Source organism: Sphingobium trunci (genome assembly GCF_022664535.1).
GTDB lineage: Bacteria > Pseudomonadota > Alphaproteobacteria > Sphingomonadales > Sphingomonadaceae > Sphingobium.
Genome location: NZ_JAKUJY010000014.1, coordinates 33,619 through 59,421, shown reverse-complemented (window position 1 = coordinate 59,421; position 25,803 = coordinate 33,619). Strand labels below are relative to the sequence as shown.

General features: G+C 65.1%; 23 protein-coding genes. 20 read left to right on the top strand and 3 right to left on the bottom strand.

What is annotated here, in order from left to right; all coding sequences use genetic code 11:
* Window positions 1–37: 37 nt before the first annotated feature.
* Genes MJ601_RS13350 through MJ601_RS13335 form a run of 4 tightly spaced genes read left to right on the top strand, consistent with a single transcriptional unit; the run spans window position 38 to window position 4,380 of the window.
* Window positions 38–1,060, top strand: a complete 1,023-nt coding sequence (locus tag MJ601_RS13350) for an NADP-dependent oxidoreductase (protein WP_242127205.1) — start codon at window positions 38–40, stop codon at window positions 1,058–1,060.
* A 19-nt stretch (window positions 1,061–1,079) separates the two neighbouring features.
* The gene (locus tag MJ601_RS13345; protein WP_242127203.1) at window positions 1,080–1,877 is read left to right on the top strand and encodes an SDR family NAD(P)-dependent oxidoreductase; all 798 of its coding nucleotides are present in this window, start codon (window positions 1,080–1,082) and stop codon (window positions 1,875–1,877) included.
* Window positions 1,874–3,592 carry an acyl-CoA dehydrogenase family protein gene (locus MJ601_RS13340; protein WP_242127201.1) on the top strand — a complete coding sequence of 573 codons (1,719 nt, stop codon included), beginning with the start codon at window positions 1,874–1,876 and terminating at the stop codon, window positions 3,590–3,592. Before MJ601_RS13345 ends, MJ601_RS13340 begins: the two co-directional genes overlap by 4 nt.
* Before the next feature lie 41 nt (window positions 3,593–3,633).
* Window positions 3,634–4,380 (top strand): SDR family NAD(P)-dependent oxidoreductase, encoded by a 747-nt coding sequence (locus MJ601_RS13335; protein ID WP_242127199.1) that lies wholly within the window; start codon window positions 3,634–3,636, stop codon window positions 4,378–4,380.
* 127 nt (window positions 4,381–4,507) lie between these two features.
* Here the strand turns inward: MJ601_RS13335 and MJ601_RS13330 are convergent, their stop codons facing one another.
* Entirely contained in the window at window positions 4,508–7,231 is a 2,724-nt protein-coding gene (locus MJ601_RS13330) for a beta-glucosidase family protein (protein WP_242127197.1), read from the bottom strand.
* A 112-nt stretch (window positions 7,232–7,343) separates the two neighbouring features.
* Window positions 7,344–7,505: a hypothetical protein gene (locus MJ601_RS13325; protein WP_242127195.1), complete on the bottom strand. Its 162-nt coding sequence runs from the start codon at window positions 7,503–7,505 to the stop codon at window positions 7,344–7,346.
* Window positions 7,506–7,597: 92 nt separating this feature from the next.
* On the opposite strand from MJ601_RS13325, the gene MJ601_RS13320 reads away from it, so the two are divergent.
* The 4 genes from MJ601_RS13320 (at window position 7,598) to MJ601_RS13305 (ending at window position 14,545) form a co-directional block, all read left to right on the top strand.
* Window positions 7,598–8,512 (top strand): sugar phosphate isomerase/epimerase family protein, encoded by a 915-nt coding sequence (locus MJ601_RS13320; protein WP_242127193.1) that lies wholly within the window; start codon window positions 7,598–7,600, stop codon window positions 8,510–8,512.
* Window positions 8,509–9,816, top strand: a complete 1,308-nt coding sequence (locus MJ601_RS13315) for a spinster family MFS transporter (RefSeq protein WP_242127191.1) — start codon at window positions 8,509–8,511, stop codon at window positions 9,814–9,816. The genes MJ601_RS13320 and MJ601_RS13315 overlap by 4 nt, the downstream gene beginning before the upstream one ends.
* A gap of 25 nt (window positions 9,817–9,841) precedes the next feature.
* A complete protein-coding gene (locus tag MJ601_RS13310; protein WP_242127189.1) occupies window positions 9,842–12,265 on the top strand; it encodes a penicillin acylase family protein in 2,424 nt (807 codons plus the stop codon).
* 150 nt (window positions 12,266–12,415) lie between these two features.
* Entirely contained in the window at window positions 12,416–14,545 is a 2,130-nt protein-coding gene (locus MJ601_RS13305; protein WP_242127188.1) for a TonB-dependent receptor, read from the top strand.
* 110 nt (window positions 14,546–14,655) lie between these two features.
* Here MJ601_RS13305 and MJ601_RS13300 read toward each other — a convergent pair whose 3' ends face one another.
* Window positions 14,656–15,126 carry a MarR family winged helix-turn-helix transcriptional regulator gene (locus MJ601_RS13300; protein WP_242127186.1) on the bottom strand — a complete coding sequence of 157 codons (471 nt, stop codon included), beginning with the start codon at window positions 15,124–15,126 and terminating at the stop codon, window positions 14,656–14,658.
* Window positions 15,127–15,298: 172 nt separating this feature from the next.
* On the opposite strand from MJ601_RS13300, the gene MJ601_RS13295 reads away from it, so the two are divergent.
* From MJ601_RS13295 to MJ601_RS13240, 12 genes are all read left to right on the top strand, one after another.
* Window positions 15,299–16,438 (top strand): amidase, encoded by a 1,140-nt coding sequence (locus MJ601_RS13295; protein WP_242127184.1) that lies wholly within the window; start codon window positions 15,299–15,301, stop codon window positions 16,436–16,438.
* Complete coding sequence (locus MJ601_RS13290; RefSeq protein WP_242127182.1) at window positions 16,438–17,604, top strand: acyl-CoA dehydrogenase family protein; 1,167 nt, start codon at window positions 16,438–16,440, stop codon at window positions 17,602–17,604. The genes MJ601_RS13295 and MJ601_RS13290 overlap by 1 nt, the downstream gene beginning before the upstream one ends.
* A gap of 21 nt (window positions 17,605–17,625) precedes the next feature.
* Window positions 17,626–17,988, top strand: a complete 363-nt coding sequence (locus tag MJ601_RS13285) for a hypothetical protein (protein ID WP_242127179.1) — start codon at window positions 17,626–17,628, stop codon at window positions 17,986–17,988.
* Complete coding sequence (locus tag MJ601_RS13280) at window positions 17,985–18,521, top strand: nuclear transport factor 2 family protein (protein WP_242127178.1); 537 nt, start codon at window positions 17,985–17,987, stop codon at window positions 18,519–18,521. Before MJ601_RS13285 ends, MJ601_RS13280 begins: the two co-directional genes overlap by 4 nt.
* Entirely contained in the window at window positions 18,518–19,774 is a 1,257-nt protein-coding gene (locus MJ601_RS13275; protein WP_242127175.1) for an aromatic ring-hydroxylating oxygenase subunit alpha, read from the top strand. The genes MJ601_RS13280 and MJ601_RS13275 overlap by 4 nt, the downstream gene beginning before the upstream one ends.
* Window positions 19,771–20,292 carry an aromatic-ring-hydroxylating dioxygenase subunit beta gene (locus MJ601_RS13270; protein WP_242127173.1) on the top strand — a complete coding sequence of 174 codons (522 nt, stop codon included), beginning with the start codon at window positions 19,771–19,773 and terminating at the stop codon, window positions 20,290–20,292. Before MJ601_RS13275 ends, MJ601_RS13270 begins: the two co-directional genes overlap by 4 nt.
* Window positions 20,289–21,029: an SDR family NAD(P)-dependent oxidoreductase gene (locus tag MJ601_RS13265; protein ID WP_242127171.1), complete on the top strand. Its 741-nt coding sequence runs from the start codon at window positions 20,289–20,291 to the stop codon at window positions 21,027–21,029. Before MJ601_RS13270 ends, MJ601_RS13265 begins: the two co-directional genes overlap by 4 nt.
* Before the next feature lie 4 nt (window positions 21,030–21,033).
* Entirely contained in the window at window positions 21,034–21,528 is a 495-nt protein-coding gene (locus tag MJ601_RS13260; protein WP_242127170.1) for a flavin reductase family protein, read from the top strand.
* Window positions 21,521–22,324: a 2-keto-4-pentenoate hydratase gene (locus tag MJ601_RS13255; protein ID WP_242127168.1), complete on the top strand. Its 804-nt coding sequence runs from the start codon at window positions 21,521–21,523 to the stop codon at window positions 22,322–22,324. Before MJ601_RS13260 ends, MJ601_RS13255 begins: the two co-directional genes overlap by 8 nt.
* Window positions 22,325–22,473: 149 nt before the next feature.
* Window positions 22,474–23,433: a LysR family transcriptional regulator gene (locus MJ601_RS13250; RefSeq protein ID WP_242127165.1), complete on the top strand. Its 960-nt coding sequence runs from the start codon at window positions 22,474–22,476 to the stop codon at window positions 23,431–23,433.
* A gap of 86 nt (window positions 23,434–23,519) precedes the next feature.
* Window positions 23,520–24,782, top strand: a complete 1,263-nt coding sequence (locus MJ601_RS13245) for an FAS1-like dehydratase domain-containing protein (RefSeq protein ID WP_242127163.1) — start codon at window positions 23,520–23,522, stop codon at window positions 24,780–24,782.
* A gap of 12 nt (window positions 24,783–24,794) precedes the next feature.
* Window positions 24,795–25,739 carry an alpha/beta fold hydrolase gene (locus tag MJ601_RS13240; RefSeq protein WP_242127161.1) on the top strand — a complete coding sequence of 315 codons (945 nt, stop codon included), beginning with the start codon at window positions 24,795–24,797 and terminating at the stop codon, window positions 25,737–25,739.
* Window positions 25,740–25,803 lie beyond the last annotated feature (64 nt).

The window sequence follows — 25,803 nt, the reverse complement described above, 5'->3', positions numbered from 1 at the left end:
TTTCCCGCTCATCCGGAAGACACAGAAAGGAAGGCAGATGACGATCAACAGGCAGTGGTTGCTGGCGCGGCGTCCCCAGGGGGATGTGCGGCCTGACGATTTCCGGCTGGCCGAAGGCGCGGTGCCGGTGCCGCAGGATGGCGACGTGCTGGTGCGCTCGCTCTTCTTCGGCTTCGATGCCAGCCAGCGTATCTGGCTGACCGATGACGGCGGCTACATGCCGCCGATCATGCCGGGCGAAGCGATGCGCTGCATGGGCATCGGCCAGGTCGTCGAATCCCGCAATCCCGACTATCGGCCCGGCGATCTGGTCGAAGGCTTCATGAGCTGGCAGGATTATTGCCTGGTGCGCGCCGACGGGCCGATGCCGCTGCGCCACCTGCCGCAGGCGGACTATCCGATTTCGTGGAATCTGGGCGTCTTCGGCGTGGGCGGCCTGACCGCCTATTTCGGCGTCGCCGATGGGCTGAAGGTGGGACCGGGCGATACGGTGGTGGTGTCCGCCGCCACGGGGGCGACGGGGTCGCTGGCGGGACAGATCGCCAGGGCGCGCGGCGCGAAGAAGGTCATCGGCATTGCCGGCGGTCCGGAAAAATGCCGGTGGATCGTCGAGCAGGCGGGCTATGACGCGGCCATCGATTACCGGAACGACGATCTGGGCGCAAAGCTCAAGGAACTGGCGCCGGAGGGAGTGAACGCCTATTTCGACAATGTCGGCGGCGACATGCTGGACGAGCTGTTCCTGCACATGGCGCCCAGGGGCCGCATCCTGATCTGCGGCGCGATGTCGTCCGGCTATACCGACGTGAAGCTGCAAGGCCCCGCCAACTACATGCGGATCTGCACCCATCAGCTGACGGTGCAGGGAATATTGCTGTTCTTCTATGCCGACCAGATTCCGCAAGGCGCGGCGCAGCTTGGCCAGTGGGTCGCGGAAGGCAGGATCCATGTCGAGGAAAACCGACAGCATGGCTTCGAGAAGGCGCCAGAACTGCTCCCGACCCTGTTCTCCGGCAAGGCGCCGGGCAAGCTGGTCCTGCACATTGCCGATCCTGTCTAGGCGAAAAGAGAGACTTGCGATGACGAACGGACGTTTTGCCGGAAAAGTTGCCTTGGTCACCGGCGCCGGAACCGGGCTGGGCGCGGCCATCGCCCGCCGGATCGCCGCCGAGGGCGGGCATCCGGTGCTGCTGGGGCGGCGCGAAGGGCCGTTGAGGGCGGTGGCTGACTCCTGCGGCGGGCTGGCCGTGCCGGGCGACACCACCAATGCCGACGATCTGGCCCGCGCGGTCGCGGCGGCCAACAGCCATTTCGGCCCGGTCGGCATATTGGTCGCCAATGCCGCGGCGGAATCGCTGGGATCGGCGGAGAGGATCGCACCCGAAGACTGGCACAGGATCCTGGCGGTGAATCTGGACGGCGCCCTGTTCGCGGCGCGCGCGGTGCTGCCGGACATGCGCCGTCTGGGCGGCGGGGCGATCGTGCTGGTGTCTTCGGTCGCGGCGCTGGCCAGCGCGCCCGCCAATGTGGCCTATAGCACGGCAAAGGCCGGGATGCTGGGCCTGGCCCGTTCCATCGCGCGCGATTTCGGGCGGGAGAATATCCGCTGCAACGCGATCTGCCCCGGCTGGATCCGCACCGAGCTGACCGAACGGATATTGGAGAATGTCGGTCCCATGATGGGCATTCCGCCCGAACAGCTCGGCGCGCAACTGGCGGGCAAGGCACCGCTCGGCCGGATGGCGGAGCCGGAGGAGATCGCTGCCGCGGTGGCCTTCCTCGCATCGGAGGATGCCTCCTTCATCACCGGATCGACGCTGGTGGCCGATGGCGGCGCGGCGGCGGTGGATGTCGGCACGCTGGCGTTCGTGGAATGAGCCGTGCCCCGGTCCCGGCGGCCGATATCGGGCCGATCGAGGCGCAACTGGCGATGCTGCCGGGACTGGACCGGCTGCGGTCGATCGTGCCTTCCTTCGCGGAAGCCAGCGGGGACACCGTCGCCGCGATATTGGGCGAAGCGGCCGCCTTCGCAGCGGAGCAGCTGGAAGGCGTCAATCAGGCGGGCGAACATATGCCGCCGCGCCTGCTGGATGGCTGCGTGCGGCTGGCGCCGGTGCATCGCGGCGTTTGGCAGAGCTATGCCAGCGCTGGCTGGATGACGCTCGACCTGCCGGTGGCGCATGGGGGACAGGGGCTGCCGTTGGTGGTCGCCATCGCCGCGCAGGAGATTTTCGATCGCCACTGCGCGGCCTTCGGGATGTTGCCGGTGCCGAGCCGGTCGGCCGCGCGGCTGATCGATGCCTTCGCGCCGGACGATCTGAAGGCGCAATGGCTGCCCAGGCTCATGTTCGGCGAATGGGGCGCGACGATCTGCATTTCGGAGGTCGGGGCCGGGTCCGATGCAGGCCGGATGCGCACCCTCGCCGTGCCCCGCGATGATGGCACATGGTCGGTCACTGGCGAGAAACAGTGGATATCCTTCGGTTCGCACGACCTGACCGAGCGGATCGGCCATTGCCTGCTGGCCCGGACCGAAGGCGCCAAGGGCCTCAGCCTCTTTCTCGTGCCGAGCGAGATCGGCGGCGCCTCCAACGGCGTTTTCGTGCGCGGGCTGGAGCGCAAGCTCGGCCTGCACAGCTCGCCGACCTGCGCCATGGGGTTCGAGGGTGCGACGGGCTTTCTGCTGGGGGAAGAAGGACGCGGGCTGCAACAGATGTTCGTGATGATCGCGAACATGCGCATGGCGGTGGGCGCCATGGGGCTGGGGATGGCGGGCGCGGCGGCGGACATTGCGCTGGCCTATGCCCGCGACCGGCGCCAGGGCGGCAACGGGCCGGAACCCGTCCCGATCATCGATCATGCCGATGTGCAGCGCATGGTGCTGGACATGCAGTCCGACGTCGAAATGGCGCGGGCGCTGATTTATGCCGCCGCCGTCGAGACCGATCTTGGCCGCCACGAAGGCGATGCGGAGCGGGGCCGGGAGAGCGCGGCGCTGGCGCAATGGCTGCTGCCGATCGTCAAGACGCTGGGCGGCGAATTGGCGTTCGACACCGCCAGCACGGCGATGCAGTTGTTGGGCGGGGCGGGCTATACTGCCGACTGGCCGGTCGAGCAATTGCTGCGCGATGCGAGGGTCCTGCCGATTTTCGAGGGGACGACCGGGATGCAGGCGATCGACCTGCTCCATCGCCGCCTCTGGAAGGAAGGCGGGGAAGGGCTGCGGATATTCGTCGGCCATTTCGACGAGGCGATCGGCAGGCTGGAGGAGATGGGTGAAAGGCATGAGGCGGGCGAGGCGAAGGTGATACTGGCCTTGCTGATCCGCACCGCCGACCGGCTGAAGCTGATGACCGCCCGTCCGCGCGAGGCGGAAGCGGGGGCGACCGCCTTTCTGGCGCTGGCGACCGACGCCGCGCTGGGATGGTCGGCGGCACGGCTGCTGGCCGTGCCCGGCGACGGCCCTGTGGAGCGGCGCCTTCGGGCGCTGGCGGGATATGGACTGGCCCGGCTGGGCGCGCGGGCGAGGCTGCATGCCGAACAGGCGCTGGCCGGTGCGGCCCGGCTGGAGGCTGTCGCCACGCTGGCATAGACGGGACAAACAAGCTCAAGCGAGAGGAATGGACAATGGGCATGGTGGACGACCTGCAGGGCAAGGTCATTCTGGTGACGGGCGGCGCGGCCGGTCTGGGCGAGGCGATCGTCCGCAAGGGCGGAGCGCTGGGCGCCCGCATGGCGGTGGTCGACCGCAACCGGGAGGCGGCCGTGGCGCTGGCGGCGCAGGTGGAGGGCGCCCGCGCCTATGCCGCCGACGTGGCGGTGCTGGTGGACATGGAACGGGTCTGTGCCGAGGTGGTCGCCGATTTCGGCCGCTTGGACGGCGCGGTCAACAATGCCGGCATCGGAGGCGAATGGGGCGATATCGTCGAATGCACGCCTGCCACTTGGGACGCGACCATCGCCGTCAACCTGACGGGTGTCTATAACAGCCTGAAGGCGCAAATTCCCCATATTCTCGCGGCAGGCGGCGGTTCCATCGTCAACATGGCGTCGATGGCGGGGCTTCTCGCCGAACCGGCGCTTCCCGCCTATATCGCGGCCAAGCATGGCGTCGTCGGGCTGACCAAGTCGGTCGCGCTCGACTTCGGCGTGCGCGGCGTCCGCTGCAACGCCGTCTGCCCGAGCTTCATCCGCACGCCCATGACCGAGGCGGGGTTGCCCGATCCCGCCTTCTGGGAAATGATCACCCAGCGGCATCCGATCAAGCGCCTCGTCACGGCGGAGGAGGTGGCGAATGCCACGATCTTTCTGTTGAGCGCTGCGAGCGGTGGAATGACCGGAAGCGTCCACCTGCTCGATGGCGGTATCGGCGTCGAGTGAGGAACGGCCTTTCGACAGGGAAGAAGAGGCGGACGCCGCGCCATAAAGGACGATATTCTCCCGGAAATGCGCGATGATGTGAGGCGCGATCGCTGCCCGGCCATCCTGTCATGCCGCTGCTCGCGCCTTACCGGCTCCGGGCGGTCAACGGCAGGTCGCGCGACGAACCGCCCACATAGACTGGGCGCGCGCCCTTGGGCTTTGTCCAGCTGCCGGTCTTTTCATCCCAATATTGCAGGCTGCGCGGCGCGACATGGATGGCCACCGGCTTGCGTTCCCCCGGTTCCAGGTGGATGCGATCGAAACCGGCGAGCGCCCGCATCGGGAAGGCGATCCCCTTGGGGGCATTGGCGGGCGCGCCGAGATAGACCTGCGCCACCTCATCCGAGGGGCGCTTTCCGGTGTTGGCGATCGTGAACCGCACCTCGAGGCCGCCGTCGGCGGCAGGCTTCACGCTGAGGCCCGAATAGGCGAAGCTGGTGTAGCTGAGGCCATGGCCAAAGCCATAGAGCGGCGCCTTGCCCTGCCGGTCGAACCAGCGATAACCGACATCCAGTCCTTCGGAATAGGTGACGACGCCGTCTTCGCGGGCGCCGCGTTCGGGATAGCGCGGGTCGGTGGCGGGATAATCCTCCAGCGCCTTGCCCCAGGTGAAGGGCAGGCGGCCCGCCGGGCTCACGCGGCCGGTCAGGATATCGACGGTCGCCTCGCCGCCCTTGTCGCCGCCCCACCACATGTTGAGCACGGCCTTCACCTTGCCCAGCCAGGGCATGGCGAGGGGATAGCTGGTGTTCAGCACCACGACGGTATTGGGATTGGCGGCGCTCACATCCTCGATCAGCCGGTTCTGTTCGGGCGTCAGGCCGAAGACCGGGCTTTGTCGCGCCCAGGCGAAGATGACGGCCTTCCTGGCCTTCGCAGCGGTCTCGACAGCATGGCGGTAATTGGCCTGCCGCTGCTCCGGCGTGACCCAGTTCAGGCGGATCTGGATCGGCGCGTGCGACGTGTCTTCGCTGGTCAGCACCTCGATACTGTGTTTGCCCGCCGTCAGTTCGACATCGCGGCGGACATTGTTGAGATTGTCCGTCGTGGAGAGCAGCGCGTCCTGCCCCGGCTGGACCGTATCGCCATGGCGGGCGCCGGTCATGCCGCTGGAGCGGCCGACCAGCTTACCGTCGATCAGCAGCTCGCCATGGGTGCCCATCATCTGGAGATAGATGCCGTAGGTGCCCGCCGACGGAATATCGATCTCGCCCTTCCAGCCTGGCTGCGCGCCCGCGGGCAGCGCACGGCCATTGCTGTCGGTAAAGTCGAGGCTGCTGTCCTGCGCCACCTTGCGGCCCTCGACATAGCGGGCCAGGCCCGGCGCGCCGCCGCTGCTGAAGCGGTCGGCGGGGACCGGTGTACCGGTCATGTCGTTCGCGACCGCATAGGCAATATGGGCGCCTGCGCGGCCGCCGGCCTCGCGCTGGAGCAGGGCGGCGACGCTGTTCTGCGTTTCGGGCAGGCCAAGCGAATGTTCGGCATTGATGCCGAGCGCCACCACCTGACCGGCGCCGGGACCGATCAGGGCCAGATCGTCCAGATCGGCCTGGCTGAGGGGCAGGGCGGCGCCTTCATTCTTCAGCAGCACGGCCGCGTCGGACGCCGTCTTGCGGATGATGCCCGCGATGCGCGGATCGACCGCCGCGCCTGTCGGCTGGTGGTTGCCCCGGTCCAGCAGGCCAAAGCGGTTCATCTCATGCACGACCCGATAGGCTGCCTGGTCGATCGCCGCCATCCGCACCGATCCGTCGGCGAGGGCGGAGGCCATGTTCTTCGGATCGGGATCGTCGGGAAACTGGCCGCGGAAGATCACCGACTTGATCGGCGCGCGCTCGCCCTTGCCCTCTTCTGGCACGGCGCGGCCAAAGACGCGGCCCAAAACGTCCATCGTCATTTTCAGCGGCTCGACGGGCGCCGTGTCATTGTCGAAATAGGAACGGGTGATGGTCAGCCAGGGGCTGCCCTTGGGCATCAGGCCCGGCATTTCCATGTCGAGGCCGGTGTTGATGTCGGTGGGCTTGTGCACCGCGCCCCAGTCCGACGTGACGAACCCCTTGAAGCCCAGCTCCTTGCGCAGGGTGGTGTCGAGCAGGTCCTCATGGGCGCAGGCATATTGGCCGTTGGTGTAGTTGTAGGCGCACATCAGCGATGAGACGCCCGCGTCGATCACGGCCTCGAACGGCGCGAGATAGACTTCGTGCAGGGTCTGCTCGTCCATGATCGTCTTGTAACCGCGCAGATCATAGCCGAGATAATGTTTGGCCTGCGCCATCACGCCCTGGCCCTGGATGCCGCGCACCTGCGCGGCGCCCATGATGCCCGACAGATAAGGGTCTTCGCCAAAGGTATTCCAGCCGCGACCGAAATGGAGGTCGCGCATGATGTTGACGAACGGCTCCAGCGCCACGTCGACGCCCAGCCGCCGGGCTTCAAGGCCGACCACCGCGCCATTCTGTTCCGCATCCTCCCGGCTGAAGGTCGCCGCCAGCGCCATGGTCGCGGGCAGGGCGACCGACGGTTCGCGGGTCAGGATGCCGGGAGGACCATCGGCAAAGCGCATGGAAGGAATGCCGAGGCGGGGAACGCCCCTCAGATAGCCTGCGGCCGCCTGGTCGGTCTTCGCGTCTTCCTGCGCCCCCCGGATCATGTCGATCTTCTCGTCCAGGGTCATCTTCGCGACGAGGTCGCGGGCACGCTGGTCGTCGCTGGTTTCGGGAAGCGGCGCGGCGGTCGGCGTGATCGTCTGGGCATGCAGCGGGGCATGGATTCCGACGGCTGCCAGAATGAAGGTGCTCGCGTGGAGCAAGACCTGCGCCCTGTGGCGATGGATCCGGAAATGCCCTCTGGCGGCACCGCGCGATTCTGTCTTCAATTCTGCCTCCGTTGATAGCCCCAGCAAAGCCAATTTAATTGAAATGTCAATTAATCTTTGGTGGCTTTGAGTAGGAAATTTCAACTTTTCCCATATCTGCTGCGGATTTTCCGTCCTGGTCCGTTATTGCCCTTTTTACGGCATTGTCGCAGCCGAATTTACCGCCACGCGGCTCGTTTTCAAAGACCAGCCAGTCGCGCGGAATCACGTTGACATGATTTCATAATAAATGAATATTCAACTAAACCAGCAGTCGCCGCTGGTCCTGTCGACGCCGGAAAGGCGGGAAGGGGGAACGGAATGGATCGCAGGGATTTTCTGGCCATGGCGATCGCCATGGCAGCCGCGGGCTATGCCACGGCGTCGGATGCCGGAGCCGCGCGCAGGCATGTGTGGGGCCTGCAGCTCTTCACCGTCGGCGCGCTGCTGGAGCAGGATTTCGAAGGCACGCTGCGACAGGTTGCCGCGCTGGGCTACAGGGAAGTGGAAACGGTCGGCAGCTTCGGCCGCGACCCGATGTGGCTGCGCGCGCAACTGGATCGTTTCGGGCTGGTCTCCCCATCGCAGCATATCGCGTCCGACGAGGTTTATGCCTCCTTCGGTGCCTGGACCCGCAAGCAGATCAGCACCGAGCAGAATCGCGAAAATTACGAGCGTGCCTTCCAGCCGGAAAAGGCGCTCGCGCTGGTCGAGGACGGGATCGGCAAGGCGAAGCTGCTGGGGCAGCATTATGTGACCTGGCCCATATTGATGCCGCGCATGCTGGCGGACCGGGCGATCCTGGATCGCTATATCGGCATCTTCAATCAGGCCGGCCGGATGTGCCGGGATGCCGGACTGACCTTTGCCTTCCACAATCATCATCGCGAATTCCAGCGTCTGGGATCGGACATGATCTATGACCTGATCCTGAAAGGGACGGACCCGGACCTTGTGAAGATGGAGCTGGATTTCTACTGGGTGACGAAGGCGGGACAGGATCCCATCCCCTATTTCGAGAATAATCCGGGCCGCTATTTCGGCTGTCATGTGAAGGATGTCGACGCCGCGGGCGAATTCGCCGTGGTCGGTACCGGGCGGCTGGACCTGCCCCGGCTGATCGGTGCCGCGCGCAAGGCCGGCGCGCGGCATTTCTTCGTCGAATATGACCGGTCGGACGACCCGATGAGCGCGATCCGCGACAGCATGGCCTATCTGCGAAAATTGCCGCAATGACCGATCGGGACCTGACGCATCGGCGCGCATGGATCGCAGTGATCCTCTGCATGGTCGCCTATATATTCTCCTTCATCGACCGGCAGATCATGGCGCTGCTGATCGGCCCGATCCAGTCCGACCTCGGCATTTCCGATACCCAGTTCGGCTTGCTGCACGGTTTTGCCTTCGCGATCTTCTATGCGACCATGGGCATTCCGATCGCCGCCCTGTCCGACCGGAAATCCCGGCCGCTGATTATCGGCATCGGTGTCGCCTTCTGGAGCCTGGCGACGGTGGCCTGCGGTTTTGCGCGCGGCTTCCTTCAGCTTTTCGTGGCAAGGGTATGCGTCGGCGCGGGCGAGGCGGCGCTTTCGCCCGCCACCTATTCGCTGATCAGCGACCTTTTCCCGAAGGAAAGGCTGGGACGGGCGGTCGCGGTCTATTCGCTCGGCTCCTTCCTGGGGGCGGGCATCGCCTTCCTGCTGGGCGGCTGGGTGATCGGGGCGGTGAGCGCGGGTGGTCCGCAATATTGGCTGGGCCTGCGCTTTGCCGCCTGGCAACTGACATTCATCATCGTGGGTGCGCCCGGCCTGCTGCTGGCGCTGGTGATGCTGGCGACGATCCGCGATCCGCGCCTTCGCGGCGGGCAGCCCGCGCCTGCGAGCGCCGTTCCTTCGGTCATGGAGGTGATGCATTTCCTGTCGCGCAACAAGGCGATCTTCCTGCCCCATATGGCGGGCTATACGCTGGCGGCGATGACGCTGTTCTCCCTGCTGTCCTGGTCCCCGGCCTATCTGATGCGCGTTTTCGCGCTGACGCCGGGCGAGAGCGGGCTGCGTCTGGGCTGGGTCGCGATCTTCGCGGCGGGCGGCGGCGTGCTGGCGAGCGGCGCGATCATGGACCGGTTGACGCGTTCGGGCGGTAGGGACGCGCCCTTCCGCACCGGCATCATCGGCGCGCTGGGCGCGGTTCCGCCGCTCGCCCTGCTTCCGTGGGCCGCCAGCGCCGGCCAGGCGACGATCCTGCTTGCCATCGCCTTCTTCTTCGCCTCCTTCCCGATGCCGCCATCCACCGCCGTCATGCAGATCGTCGCGCCGCCGTCGATGCGCTCGCGCATCTCGGCGCTTTTCCTGGGCATCAATTCGCTGATCGGCATGGGGGTCGGCAGCGCGCTGGTCGGCCTTGCCAACGACCGCTGGTTCGGCGGGCCGCAGGGAACGGGCTGCTCTCTCGCCATCGTCGCGGTGGGGGCGGCGCTGCTGGCGGCGCTGGTGTTGAGCCGTGGTCTGGCGCCCTTCCGGCGCCAACTGGAAACCGCCTGATGGCCCATTCCATCATAGAGGTCGCATGACGTCCCTGTTTCGTTGTTCCTACCGCATGCTGTTCGCCGCCACGGCGCTGGCGGGCGTATCGGCACAGGCCGCTGCCCAACCGGCCGGATCCGGCATCCGGATAGAGCGGGATCATTATGGCGTCCCTCATATCCATGCGCAGAGCCGTCCCGCCCTTTATTATGGATTGGGCTACGCCATTGGCCAAGATCGCCTCTTCCAGCTGGAGATGATGCGCCGGTCGGTCTGGGGCGAGGTTGCCGAGATATTGGGTCCGTCCTTTGTCGATTTCGACCGCGAGACGCGCCAGCGCGGCTACACCCGGGCGGAGGTCACCGCGCGTCTTGCTGCGCTGAAGCCTTCCGAAAGGGCTTTGTTCACGGCCTATGCCGATGGCCTCAACGCCTGGATCGCCAAGGGCAGGCTGCCGGCCCGGTTTACAGAGCTTGGCTTCACCCCCAGGCCCTGGACGGCCGAGGACCTGGCCCAGATCTTCATCGGCAATGTCGCGGTCCGCTTCACGGACAAGACGCAGGAACTGGACAATGCCGGACTGCTCGAGGCGCTGACGGCGCAATTTGGCGAGGCGCGGGCGCGGGCCATCTTCGACGATCTCATTCCTCTGGACGAAGACCCTGCGGCCGTCACCTCGCTGGCGGCGGGCGACTGGAAGGGCCGCAGCCTGCGCGCTCTGTCCGTGGTCGGGCAACCCCATGCGGCTGCGACCGGTCCCGGCATCGCCGCGGCGGCCGAGGGGACCGGCAGGACCGACGCGATGCTGGGCGCGAAGATGGCCTCGCTGGCGCTCAACGATCATGGCGGCAGCAATGTCTGGGTGGTGGGCAGGGCCAAGTCGGCGACCGGCTATCCGCTGCTGATGGGCGGACCGCAAATGGGCTTCACCATGCCTGGCTTCCTGTACGAGGCTGGCCTGCATGGCGGCGGCATGGACGTGGTCGGCGCGACGCCGATCGGCTTCATCCCGATCTTCTTCGGCCATAATGGCAACACGGCCTGGTCCAGCACGGTGGGCCGGGGCGACGCCGTCGACACTTTTGTCGAGCGGCTCGATCCCGCCGATCCGACCCGCTATTTCCACAAGGGCCGGTGGAAGGCGATGGCCGCGCGGACCGAGACGATCCGGGTCAGGGGCGCCGCGCCCGTCACCGCCACCTTCTATCGCACCATCCATGGGCCGGTGCTGACGGTCGATGCGAAGAATCATCGCGCCTATGCCCGTGCCCGCGCCTGGGAAGGGCATGAGCTGGACACCGAAATGGCCTGGTTCGATTCGACGCTGGCGCAGGATTTCACGGCATTCCGCAAGGCGGCGCTGCGGTCTGCGATCAGCATCAACTGGTGGTATGCCGACCGGCAAGGCAATATCGGCATGGTCTATCCGGGGCGTTTCCCGATCCGCAGCGGCGATCAGGATCCCCGCCTTCCCACTGACGGCACGGGCGCGCGCGACTGGCGCGGGTTCCTGCCCTCTTCCCAGCAACCCTACAGTCTCAACCCGTCGCGCGGCTTCTTCACCAACTGGAACCAGCAGCCGATCAAGGGATGGTATTTCCCCGATACCGGCTGGAGCTCGGTCGAACGCGCCAGATTGCTGCAGGATTTCATGCAGGCGCATGGCAGGGTTTCCCTGGCCGACATGGAAGAGCTTAATCGCGTGGCCAGCACGATGAGCCAGACGGCGGGCTTCTTCATCCCCGGCCTGATCGCAGCGATCGGGAAGGAGGCGCCGGGCGATCCGCTACTGCGGCAGGCGCGCGATATGCTGGCGGGCTGGGACCGCCGCCGCATCGATGCCGATGGCGACGGTCGCTATGACAGCCCGGCGCTCGTCATCTATGATGCCTGGCTGACGGCGATGACGGAACGGGTCTTCAGCCCCGAGATGGTGGGCAAATCCCTGGCGAAGATGCTGGGCTACAAGCGCGGCGACACTTATGATATCGGGCGCGGACCCAAATTGCTGGCGCGCATATTAGCGGGCCAGGCGGCCTCCCTGCCGGTCAGGGCGGACTATCTGGGTGGCAGGAGCGCGGCACAGGTGCAGGTGGACGTGCTGCGCGCGGTTCTGGCGAAGCTTTCGGCGGAGCGGGGCGGCGATATGGCACACTGGTCCGATCCGATCCTGTTCACCCAGTTCGCAACGGCCAACGCCCATGCCGTGCCGCAGGGCGCGAAGCAGCCTGTGATCGTGCCGCTCGCCGAACGCGGCACGCAGAATCACCTTGTGGAACTGCGTCCGGACGGAGTCGTCGGGCGCAACGTGGTCGCGCCGGGACAGGCGGAAGAGACGGGGGAGCATGTCCGCGATCAGGTCGGGCTGTTCCGGGATTTCCAATATAAGCCGATGCTCTTCACGCCCGAAGAAATCGGCCAAGCCATGGAAAAATCAGAAGTTCTGGACGATCCCTACCGGCGCTGACGGCGCCTTTCCGGACACAGGGCACGATTGCGCAAAATCCTATTGCAATGCAATAAATATAGTTGAAGATTACGATATAATGACATAAAAAAATATCAACGTTCGATCCTATAAGAAGAGCGGAAGGGGTTTTTAGCGATGAAACAGTTCATGCGTTTGAGCGGTGTCAGCCTGGCGGTGCTGGCGGGTTTTCATGTCAATGCGGTGATGGCTCAGGCCGCCGAACAGCCGTCCGGCGGTATCGACGAAATCGTCGTGACGGCGGAAAAGCGGGAAAGCTCGGTCCAGAAGACCGCGATCGCCGTCACGGCCTTCGACCAGAAGGCGCTGGAGAGAAACGGCGTCTCCACGCTGACGGACATCGCGGCGATCGCGCCGGGTGTGGGCATTTCCAAGAATTCTGCCAACGTCATCATCGCGGTGCGCGGCGTATCGAGCCAGAACACCAATGAGATCGGCGATCCGGCGATTTCGATCGCGCAGGATGGTTTCTACATCCAGAAGCCCTTCGGGTTCGGCGATTCCATGTTCGACCTGGAGCGGGTCGAGGTGCTGCGCGGTCCGCAGGGGACGCTCTACGGCCGCAACGCGACAGGCGGCGCGATCAACGTCATCACCGCCAAGCCCAAGGATGAATTTGAGGGCAAGGTCGCCGTCGGCGTCGGCAATTACGACCAGATCACGACCGAAGGCATGATCAACCTGCCGGTCACCGACAGGCTGGCCGTCCGCGCCGCCTTCACCACCAACAAGCATGACGGCTATCGGACCAACGAGGCACCGGCCCGCGCAGGCGATGACGCCGATTCCCAGTCGGTCCGCCTGCATGTCCAGTGGAAGCCGACCGATCGCCTGAAGTTCCTGCTGACCGGCCAGCTGACCAAGATTGGCGGCGTCGGTCCGACCATGTGGGGGACGCCGCTGCGCTTCAACGGCACGGCGATCGACACCAGCTATCGCCCGGACGTCGATGGCGAAGGTACGCCGCACAGCCTGCCCAACCAGTATATCGACACCACGCTGCGCACGATCCAGTGGAATGGCGAATATGATCTGGGCTTTGCCAGCCTGGTCTATCTGGGGGGCTTCCGCGATACCGACTATTCCCAGCTTCGCGACCTGGATGGCACGACCAGCAAGTCGGCCTATCTCCTGCCGACCGAGAAGGTGCATGACTGGTCGCACGAAGTCCGCCTGGTGTCGAACGGCAATGGCCGTTTCAAATGGCAGATCGGCGGCTATCTGTTCCGCGAGCAGGAGAATCTTCTCAGCCTGTTCCAGAGCTATGCAGTCGCCAATCCGCCGTCGAACATCTTCATCTTCTCCTATGATGTGAAGGCGAGATCGAAGGCCGCTTTCGGTCAGGCGAGCTATGAACTGATCGACGGCCTGAAAGCGGAATTGGGCATCCGCTATTCCGACGACTTCAAAAGTCGTGCCGGTTACAGCAATACCGGCAGCGGCAACGTGCCGCAAAACGACAGTTCGTCCAGCAACAAGACCACCTATCATGCCGGGCTGATCTATGATTACAGCCCACGCAACATGGTCTATGCCAAGTTCGATACGGGCTATAAGGCGGGCGGGTTCAACACCGTGCCGGGACAGAATACCCTGCCTTATGCGCCGGAAACCATTTCCGCCTGGGAAGTAGGGTTGAAGAACCGCTTCCTGGACAACAGGCTCCAGCTGAACCTGTCCGCCTTCCTCTACAATTACAAGGACCAGCAGGTTTCGGTGCGCGACCAGACCGTCGGCCTGTCAGCGGTGTTCAATGCGGGCAAGTCGCGCATCTGGGGCATCGAAGCGGAAACCGTCTTCCAGCCCACGGATGCGGACCGGTTCGATGGAAGCGCGGTTTTCCTGCATTCGGAATATACCCAATTGTGCGTCAGCGTGGCTGCGAACGGTAGCTGCCTTACCGACTATTCGGGCAACCGGGCGACGCAGGCGCCGCGCTGGTCGTTCAACCTGGGCTATGAACACAGCTTCCCGCTGTTTGGCGGCACGCTGACCCCGCGCGCGCAGACGCATATCGAAAGCTCATCCTTCTACGGCATCGAGAATTTCGCCTATCAGAAGCAGGACGGCTATACGCGCAGCGATCTGGTCGTGACCTTCACGCCCGAAAACAAGAAATGGAGCCTTCAGGGCTTCGTCCGGAATCTGGAGAATGTGACCGTCATCACCAGCGCCGTCGCATCCACCCGCTTTGGCACCTACAGCTACGGCATGGCGCCGCCGCGTACCTATGGCGCCAAGCTGACCTATAATTTCTGAGCAGCGGCGATCGTCGCGGCAGGACCGCCGGCATGGATATGCCGGCGGTCTTTTTCCTGCACGCAAAAACCCGGCCGGGCCAGGTCACGGTTGCGCCAAAGGAGCGGCGGTCAGCCGGCGAGGCTGCGGGTGATGGTGCGCAGCAATTTGTTGAGCGTCGAGACGTCCTTGCGGGACAGATCCTCGAACGCGCGTTCGTAGATGCGATTGGCCGCGTCCCAGGCCTTGCGCCCGGCGACGACGCCCGCGGGCGTCAACGACACCTCCGTCACCCTGCCGTCGGCGGCGCTCTGGCGGCAGTCCACCAGATTGTCGGCCTGCATGCGCTTCACGATCTTCGTCATGGTCGGCAGCTTGACGATGGCGTGATCGGCGATCTCGCTGACGCTCATCGCCTCGCGATTGCGCAGCGTCATCAAGACACGCCAGCGCGGGATATCCAGGCCAAGCGGCTTGAGCGCCAGTTCCATCTGCAACAGATAGCGGCCGGTAAAGCGGGTGAGCCAATAGAATGGCCACTCCTCCATGTTGAAGGGAGCGGCGGCGCCTGCGACTTCGGGTTCCTGTACCTCTTCAACCATTATTGATCCCTGCTTGCGGGGGCTGCTCGCCCGGCTGCTCCGGATTTTGCCCTGTCCCCAAGCCCTAACGGGAGACAGGATTGCATTCAAGCAAGAGAATGAATGAAAATTACTTGACTATTCACGTAATATGATCCAGCTTTTTCTGGACCAGCCATCGGGGGAATCGGGGATGTCTGCTATCCTGATCGAAAGCTATGAAGTATCGGGCGACGGGCCTGCCGTAGCGGTCAAGGACTGCATCGACATTGCCGGATCGCCGACATGTTGCGGTTCGCGCGCCTTTGCCGATGCTCCGCCCGCACGACGTCATGCGCAAGTGGTGCAGGCGTTGGTGGACGGCGGCTACCGGATCGTCGCCAAGGCGGGCATGCATGAACTGGCCTATGGCATGACCGGCCTCAACGACTGGACCGGCCATGTCGAAAACCCCCTTCATCCCGGACTCATTCCCGGTGGATCGTCGAGCGGCTCGGCTGCGGCGGTGGCGGCCGAGCTGGTCGATCTGGCGCTCGGCACCGACACCGGCGGTTCGGTGCGCATGCCCGCGGCCTGTTGCGGCGTCATCGGCTTCAAGCCGAGTTTCGGACGGCTCAGCCGTGCCGGTGTGACGCCCGCGGACAGCGTGCTGGATTGCGTCGGGCTTTTTGCCCGGTCCATGCCGCTGATCGAGCAGGCCATGGCGCAGATGGACCCGGCCTTCGGTCCGGCAGCCGAGCAGGCCTCGCCATCGATCGGAACCGTCCATGTCGATGCCGATGTCGAAATAGCGGGAGCGCTGTCCGCCGCGCTGGCGCCGCGGGGCGATGCTGTGCAACCCTGTGCCCTGCCTCTTCTGGAAGATGCCTTCCAGGCCGGGGTCGTTCAGATGGCGGCGGAGGCATTGGCGGCATACGGGCATCTGGTCGACAGCGGATTGCTGGGCGCCGATGTCGAGCAGAGACTGCGGAGCGCTCCCATGGTCGCGCGCCAGGATCGCCTGATATGGGCCGGGCAGGTGAAGGCCCGGTTCGTCGCCCAGGTCGATGCCTTGCTGGAGCGGTTCGACGTGCTGGCGCTGCCCACCCTGCCGGATTTCCCCCCGCGCGCCGATGCGCTGGGCGATGCCGCCGCGATCCTGCGTCTCTCGGCCTTCGTGCGGCCCTTCAACCTCAGCGGCCACCCCGCCATTTCACTGCCGCTGACGACGCCGTCGGGGCGCCCCGCCGCCCTTCAACTGGTGGCGCGCCGGGGGGATGATGCTCGGCTGTGCGCCATCGCCCGGCTCTTCGCCGGATCCGACCTGCTTTTACAACATAAGGAAAAATGCTGATGAACGCGTTGAGTGCCCTTTCCGGGCCGAGCGCCCCAGAGGATTCCGGCATCGCGCCGGTCCCCGACGAGATGATTGCATCGTTTCGGGCGCGCCGGCGGGAAATCGCGGCCCTGGGCCAGTTGCCGGCAGACATCGTCGCAGAATTGCGGCGGCTGGGTGTCTATCGGGCGCTGGTATCGACCCGCCATGGTGGCATGGAAACGTCGCCCGCCACCTTCCTCCGGCTGATCGAACGGCTGTCGGAAGCGGATGGTTCGATCGGCTGGGTGGCAAGCTTCGGCGTGTCGTCCATGTATCTTGCCTCGCTCCCCCAGGAGACCCTGGCGAAGGTCTATGCCGATGGCCCGGATGTCATCTTCGCCGGTGCGCTCTTCCCGCCGCAGGCCGCGGAGAAGGTCGAAGGAGGCCTCAAGGTTTCGGGCCGCTGGAAGTTCGGCAGCGGCGCGACCGGCGCGGACATCATCGGCGTCGGCGTCAAGGTCGATGGCGAGAAGGGCGGCCTGCCCCGCATGGCGGTCATGCCTGCCTCGTCCGTCACGATCGAGCGCAATTGGGACGTGATCGGCCTTCAGGGCACGGGCAGCCACGATCTGCTGGTCGACGGCGTGATCGTGCCGGAGGCATGGACTTTCATCCGGGGCGGTGCGCCGACCCTCGACACGCCGCTCTACCGCTATCCCTCCATGGCCTTTGCCGCCCAGGTGCTGGCGATCGTTGGCGTTGGCGTCGCCCGTGCCGCGCTGGACGAGATTACGCAAATGGCGGGCGGCCGCGCATCGATCACCGGTGCGCCCGTGCTGGCCGACCGTGCCTATGTCCAGAGCGAGATCGCCAAGGCGGAAGCGAAACTGCGCTCGGCCCGCGCCTTCTTCTACGAGGCGACCGACGATGTCTGGGCCACGCTATGCGCGGGCGATACGGCGTCGCTCAAGCAGACGGGCCTTTTGCGCCTCGCCTCCAGCCATGTCGCGCGCGCCGGTTGCGAGGTTGCCCAGACCGCCTTCATGCTGTCGGGCACGACCGGCATCTACAATGACCATCCGCTGTCGGCCTATGTCCATGATGCGATGGTCGTGGCGCAGCATGCCTTCCTGTCCGAGGGTAGCTTCGCCAGCGCCGGCCGGGTGCTGCTCGGCCTCGACAACCCGCCCGGATTTCCCTGATCGACAAGAGGATCGCATGTCATGACCGAACCAGCCGCCAAACCCCTGCGCGTCCTCTTCTGCGGCGCGGTGCTCCAGAATTTCTTCGACCTGCCCGCCGCCGAGATCGGCAGGGTGTGGGCGGCCACCGGCGCAATGCTGAAGGGCATTCGCGACCTGCCGGGCGTCACCGTGCTGGGCACTCTGGACGATGATGAAACCATGGTCGGCACGTCGCCCAACGGCTGGCCCTGGACTTTCTACATCCTGGCGGACGTACCTGACCGCACCACCGCCGTCGCTGCCTGCAACCTGTTCCGCACCATCGAGGTCGGCGAACATCGCCTCTGGAAATATATGCGCGTCGAGGCCCGGATCGGCCGGGAGCTGGTCATCCCCGCATGACCGGCGAGAGCGCCCTTGCGATCCTGAGCCGGCGGGTTGCATTGCTGGAAGCGGAGGGCGCGGTCCGGCGCGTGGTGATGGACTATTTCCGTCTGTGCGACGCGCTGGGCCCGTCGACGCCGATGGATAGTCTGGGTGGCCTGTTTGCCCGCGATGCCGTGTGGGAAGGCAAGGGGCGCTACCGCAAGGCGTTCGGGCGGCATCAGGGGCGCGAGGCCATCGTCGCGATGCTCGCCAGCTACACTGACCCGCCGCATTTCCGCATGAACGGCCATTATCTTTCGTCCGAGACGATCGATGTCTTGGACGCAGGCCATGCCACTGGCCGCTGGATGATGTTGCAGGTGTCGACCTATCGCGACGGCCGCTCCGATTTCCGCAGCGCGGCGCTCAGCATCGACTGTGTTTTCGAGGAGGGCGCATGGCGCATGTCGCGTTTCCTGACCGAAAATATCTTCTCCCGGGATGTCGGCCCCTGGAATGACGAGGCCGACATTTCCGTCCCCCATCACGACGCCGAGGAGGGCGCATGAACAGCACTGATTTCGCCGCGCTGGTAAAGGACGACCGCGTCCACACCGCGCTCTACAAGGATCCCGCCATCTTCGAGGAGGAGATGGACCGCATCTTCAACAGCACATGGGTCTGGGTCGCCCACGCCAGCGACGTGCCCGCGAAAAACAGCTTTAAGACGTCGTGGGTCGGTCGCCAGCCGGTGATCGTGACGCGCGACAGAGAGGGCAAGGTCCATGTCCTCCTCAACCGTTGCCGCCACCGTGCGGCGAGCGTCTGCGAAAAGAAGAAGGGCAAGGCCAGCGTCTTCGTCTGCCCCTATCATGGCTGGAGCTATGATGTGGACGGCAGGCTGCGCAAGGTGCCCCATGCCAAGGGGTATGACGAGGCGTTCGACACGTCGGAATTTCCGCTGATCTCGCTGCGGACGGAAGAATATCACGGGCTGATCTTCGCGACCTTCAAGCAGGATATCGAGCCGCTGGCCGACTTTCTCGGCCCGGCGAGGAAATGGATCGACCTGTTCATGAAGCAGGGCGCCGGTTTCGGGGTCAAGACGCTGGGCGAACACAGGTTCCGCTTCCCCGGCAACTGGAAGATTCAGCTCGAAAACACCACCGACGCCTATCATTTCCCGATCGTCCACAAGACCTTCCTCGACAGTCTCGACGCCGAGACGGAAAATGTCTTCGATGTGCTGGGGCAGGGCGGCTGGGTCGAGGATCTGGGCAATGGCCACAGCGTCATGGTGATGATCCCCGATCTCATCGACCTTGAAGAGAATCTGGACGCCCCGATCCCCGATCGCTTCGCGGCCCTTGCGGAGGAACTGGCCGACGAGGGCTATCCCGACGATCAGGTTCGCAGGATCGTCCGCGCGGTCGGCGGTTCGGGCTTCAACCTCAACCTCTTTCCCAATGTCGCCTGCTCGATGGCCTTCTTCCGCGTCCTGCGCCCGGTAACGGTGGACGAGACGGAGATCACGCATGTCGCGATCGGCATGGACGGCGGTCCGGTGGCGGGCAACCGGGCACGCTTGCGGCTGCACGAGCATTTCCAGGGACCGATGGGTTTCGGCACCCCCGACGATGCCGAGGGCTGGGAACGGGTCCAGCGTGGCGCGCGGGCGGGCGACGACCTCTGGATCATGCTCAACCGCGGCGTCGATGCGCCCGACGGCGTGGCCGAGGCGGGCCATAATGCCGGCGACGTCAGTGCCGAAACCGGCATGCGCGCCGCCTATCAGATGTGGAAGAGGATGATGAGCGCATGAGCATCGCCCTTGAGGAGAAAAGCGTCGTGACGGACTTGCAGACCGAAGCACCGACTTTCGAGGAAGCCGTTGCCTTCATCTGGGCGGAGGCGGACATGCTCGACCGGCTGGATTACAAGCCATGGCTGAAGCTTTGGACCGAAACGGGCAAATATATCATCCCGGTCGATCGCGACGCCGATTATGCCGACGCGCTCAACATCGTCTATGACGACCAGGAGATGCGCCAGGCGCGGGTGAAGCGGCTGCTGTCGGGCTTTTCCATGTCCTCGGCGCCCCCCGCCCGCACCGTTCGCACCGTGTCGCGCTTCGTCGTCGAGGCACGGGATGAGACATCGATCACCCTGCGCGGTGCGCAGATGCTGGCCGAGTATAAATATGAGCATATGCGCTTCCTGCCCGCCGACATGCGGTATCGCATCGTCCGGGCCGGGAATGGCTCGCTGCGCATCGACGAGAAGGTCGTGACCCTCATCAATGCCGACGATTTCCAGTTCGGCATCGGATATCTGCTGTGAGGCGGTCTGTCCTGATCACGGGCGCCTCGCAGGGGTTGGGCGCTGCGATCGCCCGCGCCTTCCATGCGGCGGGCTATCATGTCGGCGTTTCCGACATCGACGGCGCTGCCGCGCAGGCGCTGGCGCAGGAACTGGACGCGAGCGGCGGGACGGCGCTCGGCCTGACGCTCGACGTGCGCGATCAGGCCGCGTTCGAGGCGGCGCGCGACCGCCTGGTGGAGGCATGGGGATCGGTGGAGGCGCTGGTCAACAACGCCGTCGTCACCATCGTCCGCCCGGTGCTGGAGATCAGCCCGGACGAGTTCGACAAGGTGCTGGCCGTCAATCTGCGCGGCACCTTCATCGGCTGCCAGGTCTTGGGCCGTACCTTCAAGGATCAGGGCCATGGCCGCATCGTCAACATCGCCTCGCTCGCGGGGCAGAATGGCGGGACGGCGACGGGCGCGCACTATGCGGCGTCCAAGGGCGGCATCATCACCCTGACCAAGGTGTTCGCGCGCGACCTTGCCCCGTTCGGGATCACCGTAAACGCGATCGCGCCGGGGCCGCTCGATCTGCCGTCGGTGCGTGCGCTGGTGCCGGTGGACAGGCTGGAGGGCATCGTCGCCGGCATTCCCGTCCAGCATCTGGGGTCGCCCGATTTCGTGGCCTCGACCGCCGTCCATCTGGCCTCGCCCGAGGCCGCCTTCGCCAATGGTGCCGTCTGGGACATCAATGGCGGCCTGCTGATGCGGTAGGACCATGATCAATACGCAGGATTTTCGCGCCGCCATGGCGCGGCTGGGTGCGGCGGTGAACATCATCGTCACCGACGGTCCGGCGGGCCGCCACGGCATGACCGTATCGGCCGTATGCAGCGTCAGCGACAGCCCGGCCTCGCTGCTGCTGTGCGTGAACCGTTCTGCGCGGATGCACGCCATGCTGAAGGATAATGGCCGCCTGACCGTGAATGTGCTGTCCGGCACGCAGGAAGCGCTGTCTTCCATCTTCGCGAACAGGACGCTCGACATGGAAACGCGCTTCGCCATGGCGGACTGGACCATGCTGGACCATGGCGTCCCGGCACTGACCGGTGCGTTGGCGGCTTTTGGCTGCACCGTGCATTCGACGACGGAGATGGGCAGCCACAGCATATTCCTGTGCGAAGTCGAACATTTGCTGTTGGGTGGAGACGAGCCGGGACTGGTCTATTTCGATCGCCGATATCACGCGCTGCCGATGCGGGCGGTTGCCTGACATGCCGGCGGCCGGGATCGCAGCCCGCTTCGTGGCCGCCCGCCAGAATGGGCACGGCTTGGCGAGCTTTCCAGGATTGCTGCCCTCCAACCTCGACGATGCCTATGCGATCCAGCGCGCCGCCATCGCCCTTTGGCCCGACGCGATCGCCGGGTGGAAGGTCCGGCGCCTCAGCCCGGCGCTGGCCGCCCGGTTCGGCTTGGACCGTTTCGTCGGGCCGGTATTCGCCGCTTCGGTGGCGCGGCTGGACAAGGGCAAGGAGGCCGATTTCCCGGTTTTCGTCGGTGGGTCGGCAGCGTTCGAAGCCGAATATGTCATGGTCGCGCATGCGGATCAGCCATTGCAGGATGCAGGCTTCGACACCGGCCGCGCGCGCCGCCTAATCGGCACTGTCCGGATCGGCGTGGAGGTCGCCGGCAGTCCGCTCGCGGCCATGCCGGACCTCGATTCATTGGCCTCCATCGCCGATTTCGGCAACAATAACGGCCAGATCTTCGGCCCGGACATTCCACTCGCTGCGCTTGACGACCCGCGCGCCATGACCTGCTCCACCAGCATCGACGGCATTCCGGTGCGCAGCGCGTCGGCCGCCGACCTGCCGGGAGGACCGCTGGCTGCATTCGCCTTTGCCCTTGACCAGTGCGCCAGGCTTGGCTTTCCGCTCACAGCCGGGCAGTTCGTCTCGACGGGCGCGGTGACCGGAATGCACCGGGTCCGGGTGGGGCAACGCTGCACCGCGGATTTCGGCGCCTTCGGCCGGATCGCCTGCCTGACGGTGCCCATTGGCCGGACCTGACCGACTAACCCCTTGAAGTTGCAAAACCCCCAAGCGGTCCATGGACACTGTCCCTCCGTCCGGATAGCTTCCGCAAGATTGCTGGCGAGGAAGTCGATACAGGCGGTATGTCCGGCCTGACTGACAAACGACACAGGGGATAGGATGGGATGTCCGATTTGGAGAGACTTGTAAGGTTCGCTATCGTCGCCGAGGAACTGTCGTTCAGCAAGGCCGCCCGGCGACTGAGAGTGGATCAGCCCTGGCTTTCGCGGCAGATACAGCAGTTGGAAAACCAGCTTGGCCTGCAACTGTTCGTTCGCACCACCCGCAGCGTCAAGCTGACGCCGGAGGGCAAGCGGCTGCTGCCCCAGGCGCATGAACTGGCCGAGGTGGTGGACCGCTGCAAGCAGACCATGCGGATGCTGCGCCACGATCATGAGGCGGAACTGCTGGTCGGGGTCCAGCCGTCCTCTTTCTGGATTCCAGTGAAGAACAGCCTGTTCGAGAGTTTTTCCAAACGCTATCCGCGCGCGAACCTGATCATTTCGAACCATTATACGCCGCGTCTGATCTCCAAGCTGCGCAGCCATCTGATCGACGCCGCGATCCTGCCCGAACCCTTCGATTGCGCCGAATTCGAATATCTGACGATCCATGAAAGCAGGCCGGTGCTTTTCGTGCCGTCCGAACATCCGCTGGCCAGTATGGACAGTATCACCCCCGACCAGGTGGCCGGTCTGAAGATCGCGGTGACTGATCCCAAGCTCAATCCGAAGATCCATTCCACCATCTATGCGCCCTTCACCGACGCCGGTGCCGAAACCCATGTAGTGTCGGAAGGCAGCGTGGCGCTGCCCTTCTACGCCCGCACGGAAAGGCTGGCGCTGGTCAGCATCGGCTATCCCTACAGCGAGGCGCTGCCCGGCCCCGATTTTTCCGTCGTCCCGCTGTCGGATGCCTTTTCCCCGGTCCGCTACGCCCTGTGCCGGCATCGCGAAACGGAGCGCGGCCTGCTGGATCATTTCTGGAATCTGGCGCGGCAGATCACCATCGAACATGGCATCGGCCAGCCCGCCCCGCAGGAGGGGCTGGAATATGACGATGCGGCCGGGCAGGTGCAGTTATGACGATAGCACATGAATGGCCGGGCTAACGCCCTTGGTCAGCCATCGGCCGGGGGAATTAGAGCTTTCCCCAAGGAAAGGATCTTTGGATGGCAGACGTGGAACCGCAAAAGTCGCTGGATATCGACGGCAAGATCACCGACGCGGACATCGAGCGGGCGCGCAAGCAGATCGGCATTCCGCAGAAGCGGCACACGCCGACCTTCAACATGGAGGCCACCGCCGACACGATGCGCCACTTCGCGTTCGGGCTGGCGGGCGACGACAATCCCCTCTGGCACGATCCCGACTATGCGCGCGGTACGCGCTGGCGCGGCCTGATCGCCCATCCGCTCTATGTCCAGACCATGGGCATCAACGAAACCACCGAATATTCGCCTGAGGTGAAGCCGCTCTTCAAGGGGCTGTTCCGCGGCGTGGGCAAATATCTGGCTGGCACGGACTGGACCTTCTTCCGTCCTGTATTCCCCGGCGACGTCGCCTATGAGGAATATATCACCTCGGCGATCGAGGAGAAGGTGTCGAGCTTCTCCGGCGGCCGCAGCGTGATCGACAGCTATCGCTCGCTGTTCGTGGACCGGGCGGGCCTGCCCATCGCGATGCGCGAAACCTCCGCCGTCAATGCCGAGCGCCGGGGATCGAAGGAGGCGGGCAAATACAAGAATGTCGAACGGCACAGCTACACGCCCGACGACATAGCGCGCATCGATGAAATCTACGCGGCGGAGGTCATCCGCGGCGCCGAACCGCGCTGGTGGGAGGATGTCGAGCCGGGTCAGGAACTGACGCCCATCGCCAAGGGGCCGCTGACGATGGTGGACCTGATCTCGCGCCATATCGCGACCGGCATGGCGGACGGCTATGATATCGGGCCGCTGCGCTATGGATGGAAGGCGCGCCGCCGGATGCCCGCCTTCTACACCAATGACCGCTGGGGCGTGCCCCAGGTGGCGCAGCGCGTCCATTGGGACGAAAGCCGGGCACAGGATCTGGGCCTGCCGACCGGCTATGACTATGCGATCCTGCGCTTCGCCTGGCTGATCCATCTGGCGACCAACTGGATGGGGGACGATGCCTGGCTCTGGCGCTACAGCGTCGAACTGCGCCGGTTCAATTTCCTGGGCGATCTGCAGGTCTGCAAGGGCGAAGTGGTCGAGAAAGGCATAGAGGACGGCCGCCCGTTCGTGAAGCTGGCCCTGCGCGCTGAAAACCAGAATGGCGAACAGACCACGGCGGGCAGCGCGACCATCATTCTGCCCTCGCGCGAGCATGGACCGGTCGTGCTGCCGACGCCTGGTCCCGAACTGCTGAAGCGGGGCGCGGAGATGCTGACGCGCGGATTGCGCCGCTGAAAGGACAGGATGATGCGGGAGGGATATGACGGCATGCAGATGGACCCGTCCTCCTCCCCATTGCCCGGCGCGCCGCCCTGGTTCGGGGAAGCGCTGGCGAACGAGCCCGAACGGTCCGAGATAAGCGTTGCCGGAGCCTCGATCGAACTGCTGACATGGGGGCAACGGGGCAGGCCGGGGCTGCTGTTCCTGCATGGCAGCGCCGCCAATGCCGACTGGTGGAGCTTCATCGCGCCCTTCTTCGCGGCTGACTGGCGGGTTGCGGCGATTTCCTGGTCCGGCATGGGACGTTCGGACTGGCGGGACAGCTACAGCGTCGACGGCTATCTTGAGGAAGCCGTCGCCGGGGCCGAAGCCGCGGGCCTGTTCGACGCCGGGCAGCCGCCCCTGATCGTGGCCCATTCCTTCGGCGCCATGGCCGCCTTTCGCGCGGCGTGGCAATTGGGCGAGCGTCTGTCGGGCGTCATGTCGATCGACGCCACGCCGCTGCGGCCTCGCTCATCCTTCAGCGCGGACAGGTCGTTCCTGCCAGCGGAACGGCCGGTATTCCCCTTGAGAGAGGCGGCCCAATCCCGCTTCAGGCTGGCCTTTTCGGATCAGAGCGCCGATCCGTCGCTGCGCTGGCATCTGGCCTATCATGCGGTGTCGCAGATCGGTCCCGACAGATGGAGCTGGGCGCATGATCTGGACCACCGGAACAAGCTCATCCGCGATCATATCCCCAGGGTGCCCGAATGGATTTCCGGCGCCACTTGCCCGCTGGCCTTCGTGACCGGCGACCGGTCGGCGCTGGTGAGTGACGATGACATCGCCTATACCCGGTCGATCGCGCCGCCGGGCACCGCCTTCATCAAGATACTCGATTGCGGCCACCATGTGATGGCCGATCAGCCGCTCGCGCTGGTCACGACCATCCGAGCCCTGGCCGCCCGTCATTTCCGGCGCGTGGTGACATGAATGGGTGCTGATCCTGGCCAAGGCGGTTTCGACATAAATGGCGCCGATGTCCCCCATGGAATGC

Coding starts and splice junctions, on each gene's coding strand:
- MJ601_RS13350 (WP_242127205.1), top strand. CDS start 38: ATGACGATCAACAGGCAGTGGTTGCTGGCGCGGCGTCCCCAGGGGGAT.
- MJ601_RS13345 (WP_242127203.1), top strand. CDS start 1,080: ATGACGAACGGACGTTTTGCCGGAAAAGTTGCCTTGGTCACCGGCGCC.
- MJ601_RS13340 (WP_242127201.1), top strand. CDS start 1,874: ATGAGCCGTGCCCCGGTCCCGGCGGCCGATATCGGGCCGATCGAGGCG.
- MJ601_RS13335 (WP_242127199.1), top strand. CDS start 3,634: ATGGTGGACGACCTGCAGGGCAAGGTCATTCTGGTGACGGGCGGCGCG.
- MJ601_RS13320 (WP_242127193.1), top strand. CDS start 7,598: ATGGATCGCAGGGATTTTCTGGCCATGGCGATCGCCATGGCAGCCGCG.
- MJ601_RS13315 (WP_242127191.1), top strand. CDS start 8,509: ATGACCGATCGGGACCTGACGCATCGGCGCGCATGGATCGCAGTGATC.
- MJ601_RS13310 (WP_242127189.1), top strand. CDS start 9,842: ATGACGTCCCTGTTTCGTTGTTCCTACCGCATGCTGTTCGCCGCCACG.
- MJ601_RS13305 (WP_242127188.1), top strand. CDS start 12,416: ATGCGTTTGAGCGGTGTCAGCCTGGCGGTGCTGGCGGGTTTTCATGTC.
- MJ601_RS13300 (WP_242127186.1), bottom strand. CDS start 15,126: ATGGTTGAAGAGGTACAGGAACCCGAAGTCGCAGGCGCCGCCGCTCCC.
- MJ601_RS13295 (WP_242127184.1), top strand. CDS start 15,299: ATGTCTGCTATCCTGATCGAAAGCTATGAAGTATCGGGCGACGGGCCT.
- MJ601_RS13290 (WP_242127182.1), top strand. CDS start 16,438: ATGAACGCGTTGAGTGCCCTTTCCGGGCCGAGCGCCCCAGAGGATTCC.
- MJ601_RS13285 (WP_242127179.1), top strand. CDS start 17,626: ATGACCGAACCAGCCGCCAAACCCCTGCGCGTCCTCTTCTGCGGCGCG.
- MJ601_RS13280 (WP_242127178.1), top strand. CDS start 17,985: ATGACCGGCGAGAGCGCCCTTGCGATCCTGAGCCGGCGGGTTGCATTG.
- MJ601_RS13275 (WP_242127175.1), top strand. CDS start 18,518: ATGAACAGCACTGATTTCGCCGCGCTGGTAAAGGACGACCGCGTCCAC.
- MJ601_RS13270 (WP_242127173.1), top strand. CDS start 19,771: ATGAGCATCGCCCTTGAGGAGAAAAGCGTCGTGACGGACTTGCAGACC.
- MJ601_RS13260 (WP_242127170.1), top strand. CDS start 21,034: ATGATCAATACGCAGGATTTTCGCGCCGCCATGGCGCGGCTGGGTGCG.
- MJ601_RS13250 (WP_242127165.1), top strand. CDS start 22,474: ATGTCCGATTTGGAGAGACTTGTAAGGTTCGCTATCGTCGCCGAGGAA.
- MJ601_RS13245 (WP_242127163.1), top strand. CDS start 23,520: ATGGCAGACGTGGAACCGCAAAAGTCGCTGGATATCGACGGCAAGATC.
- MJ601_RS13240 (WP_242127161.1), top strand. CDS start 24,795: ATGCGGGAGGGATATGACGGCATGCAGATGGACCCGTCCTCCTCCCCA.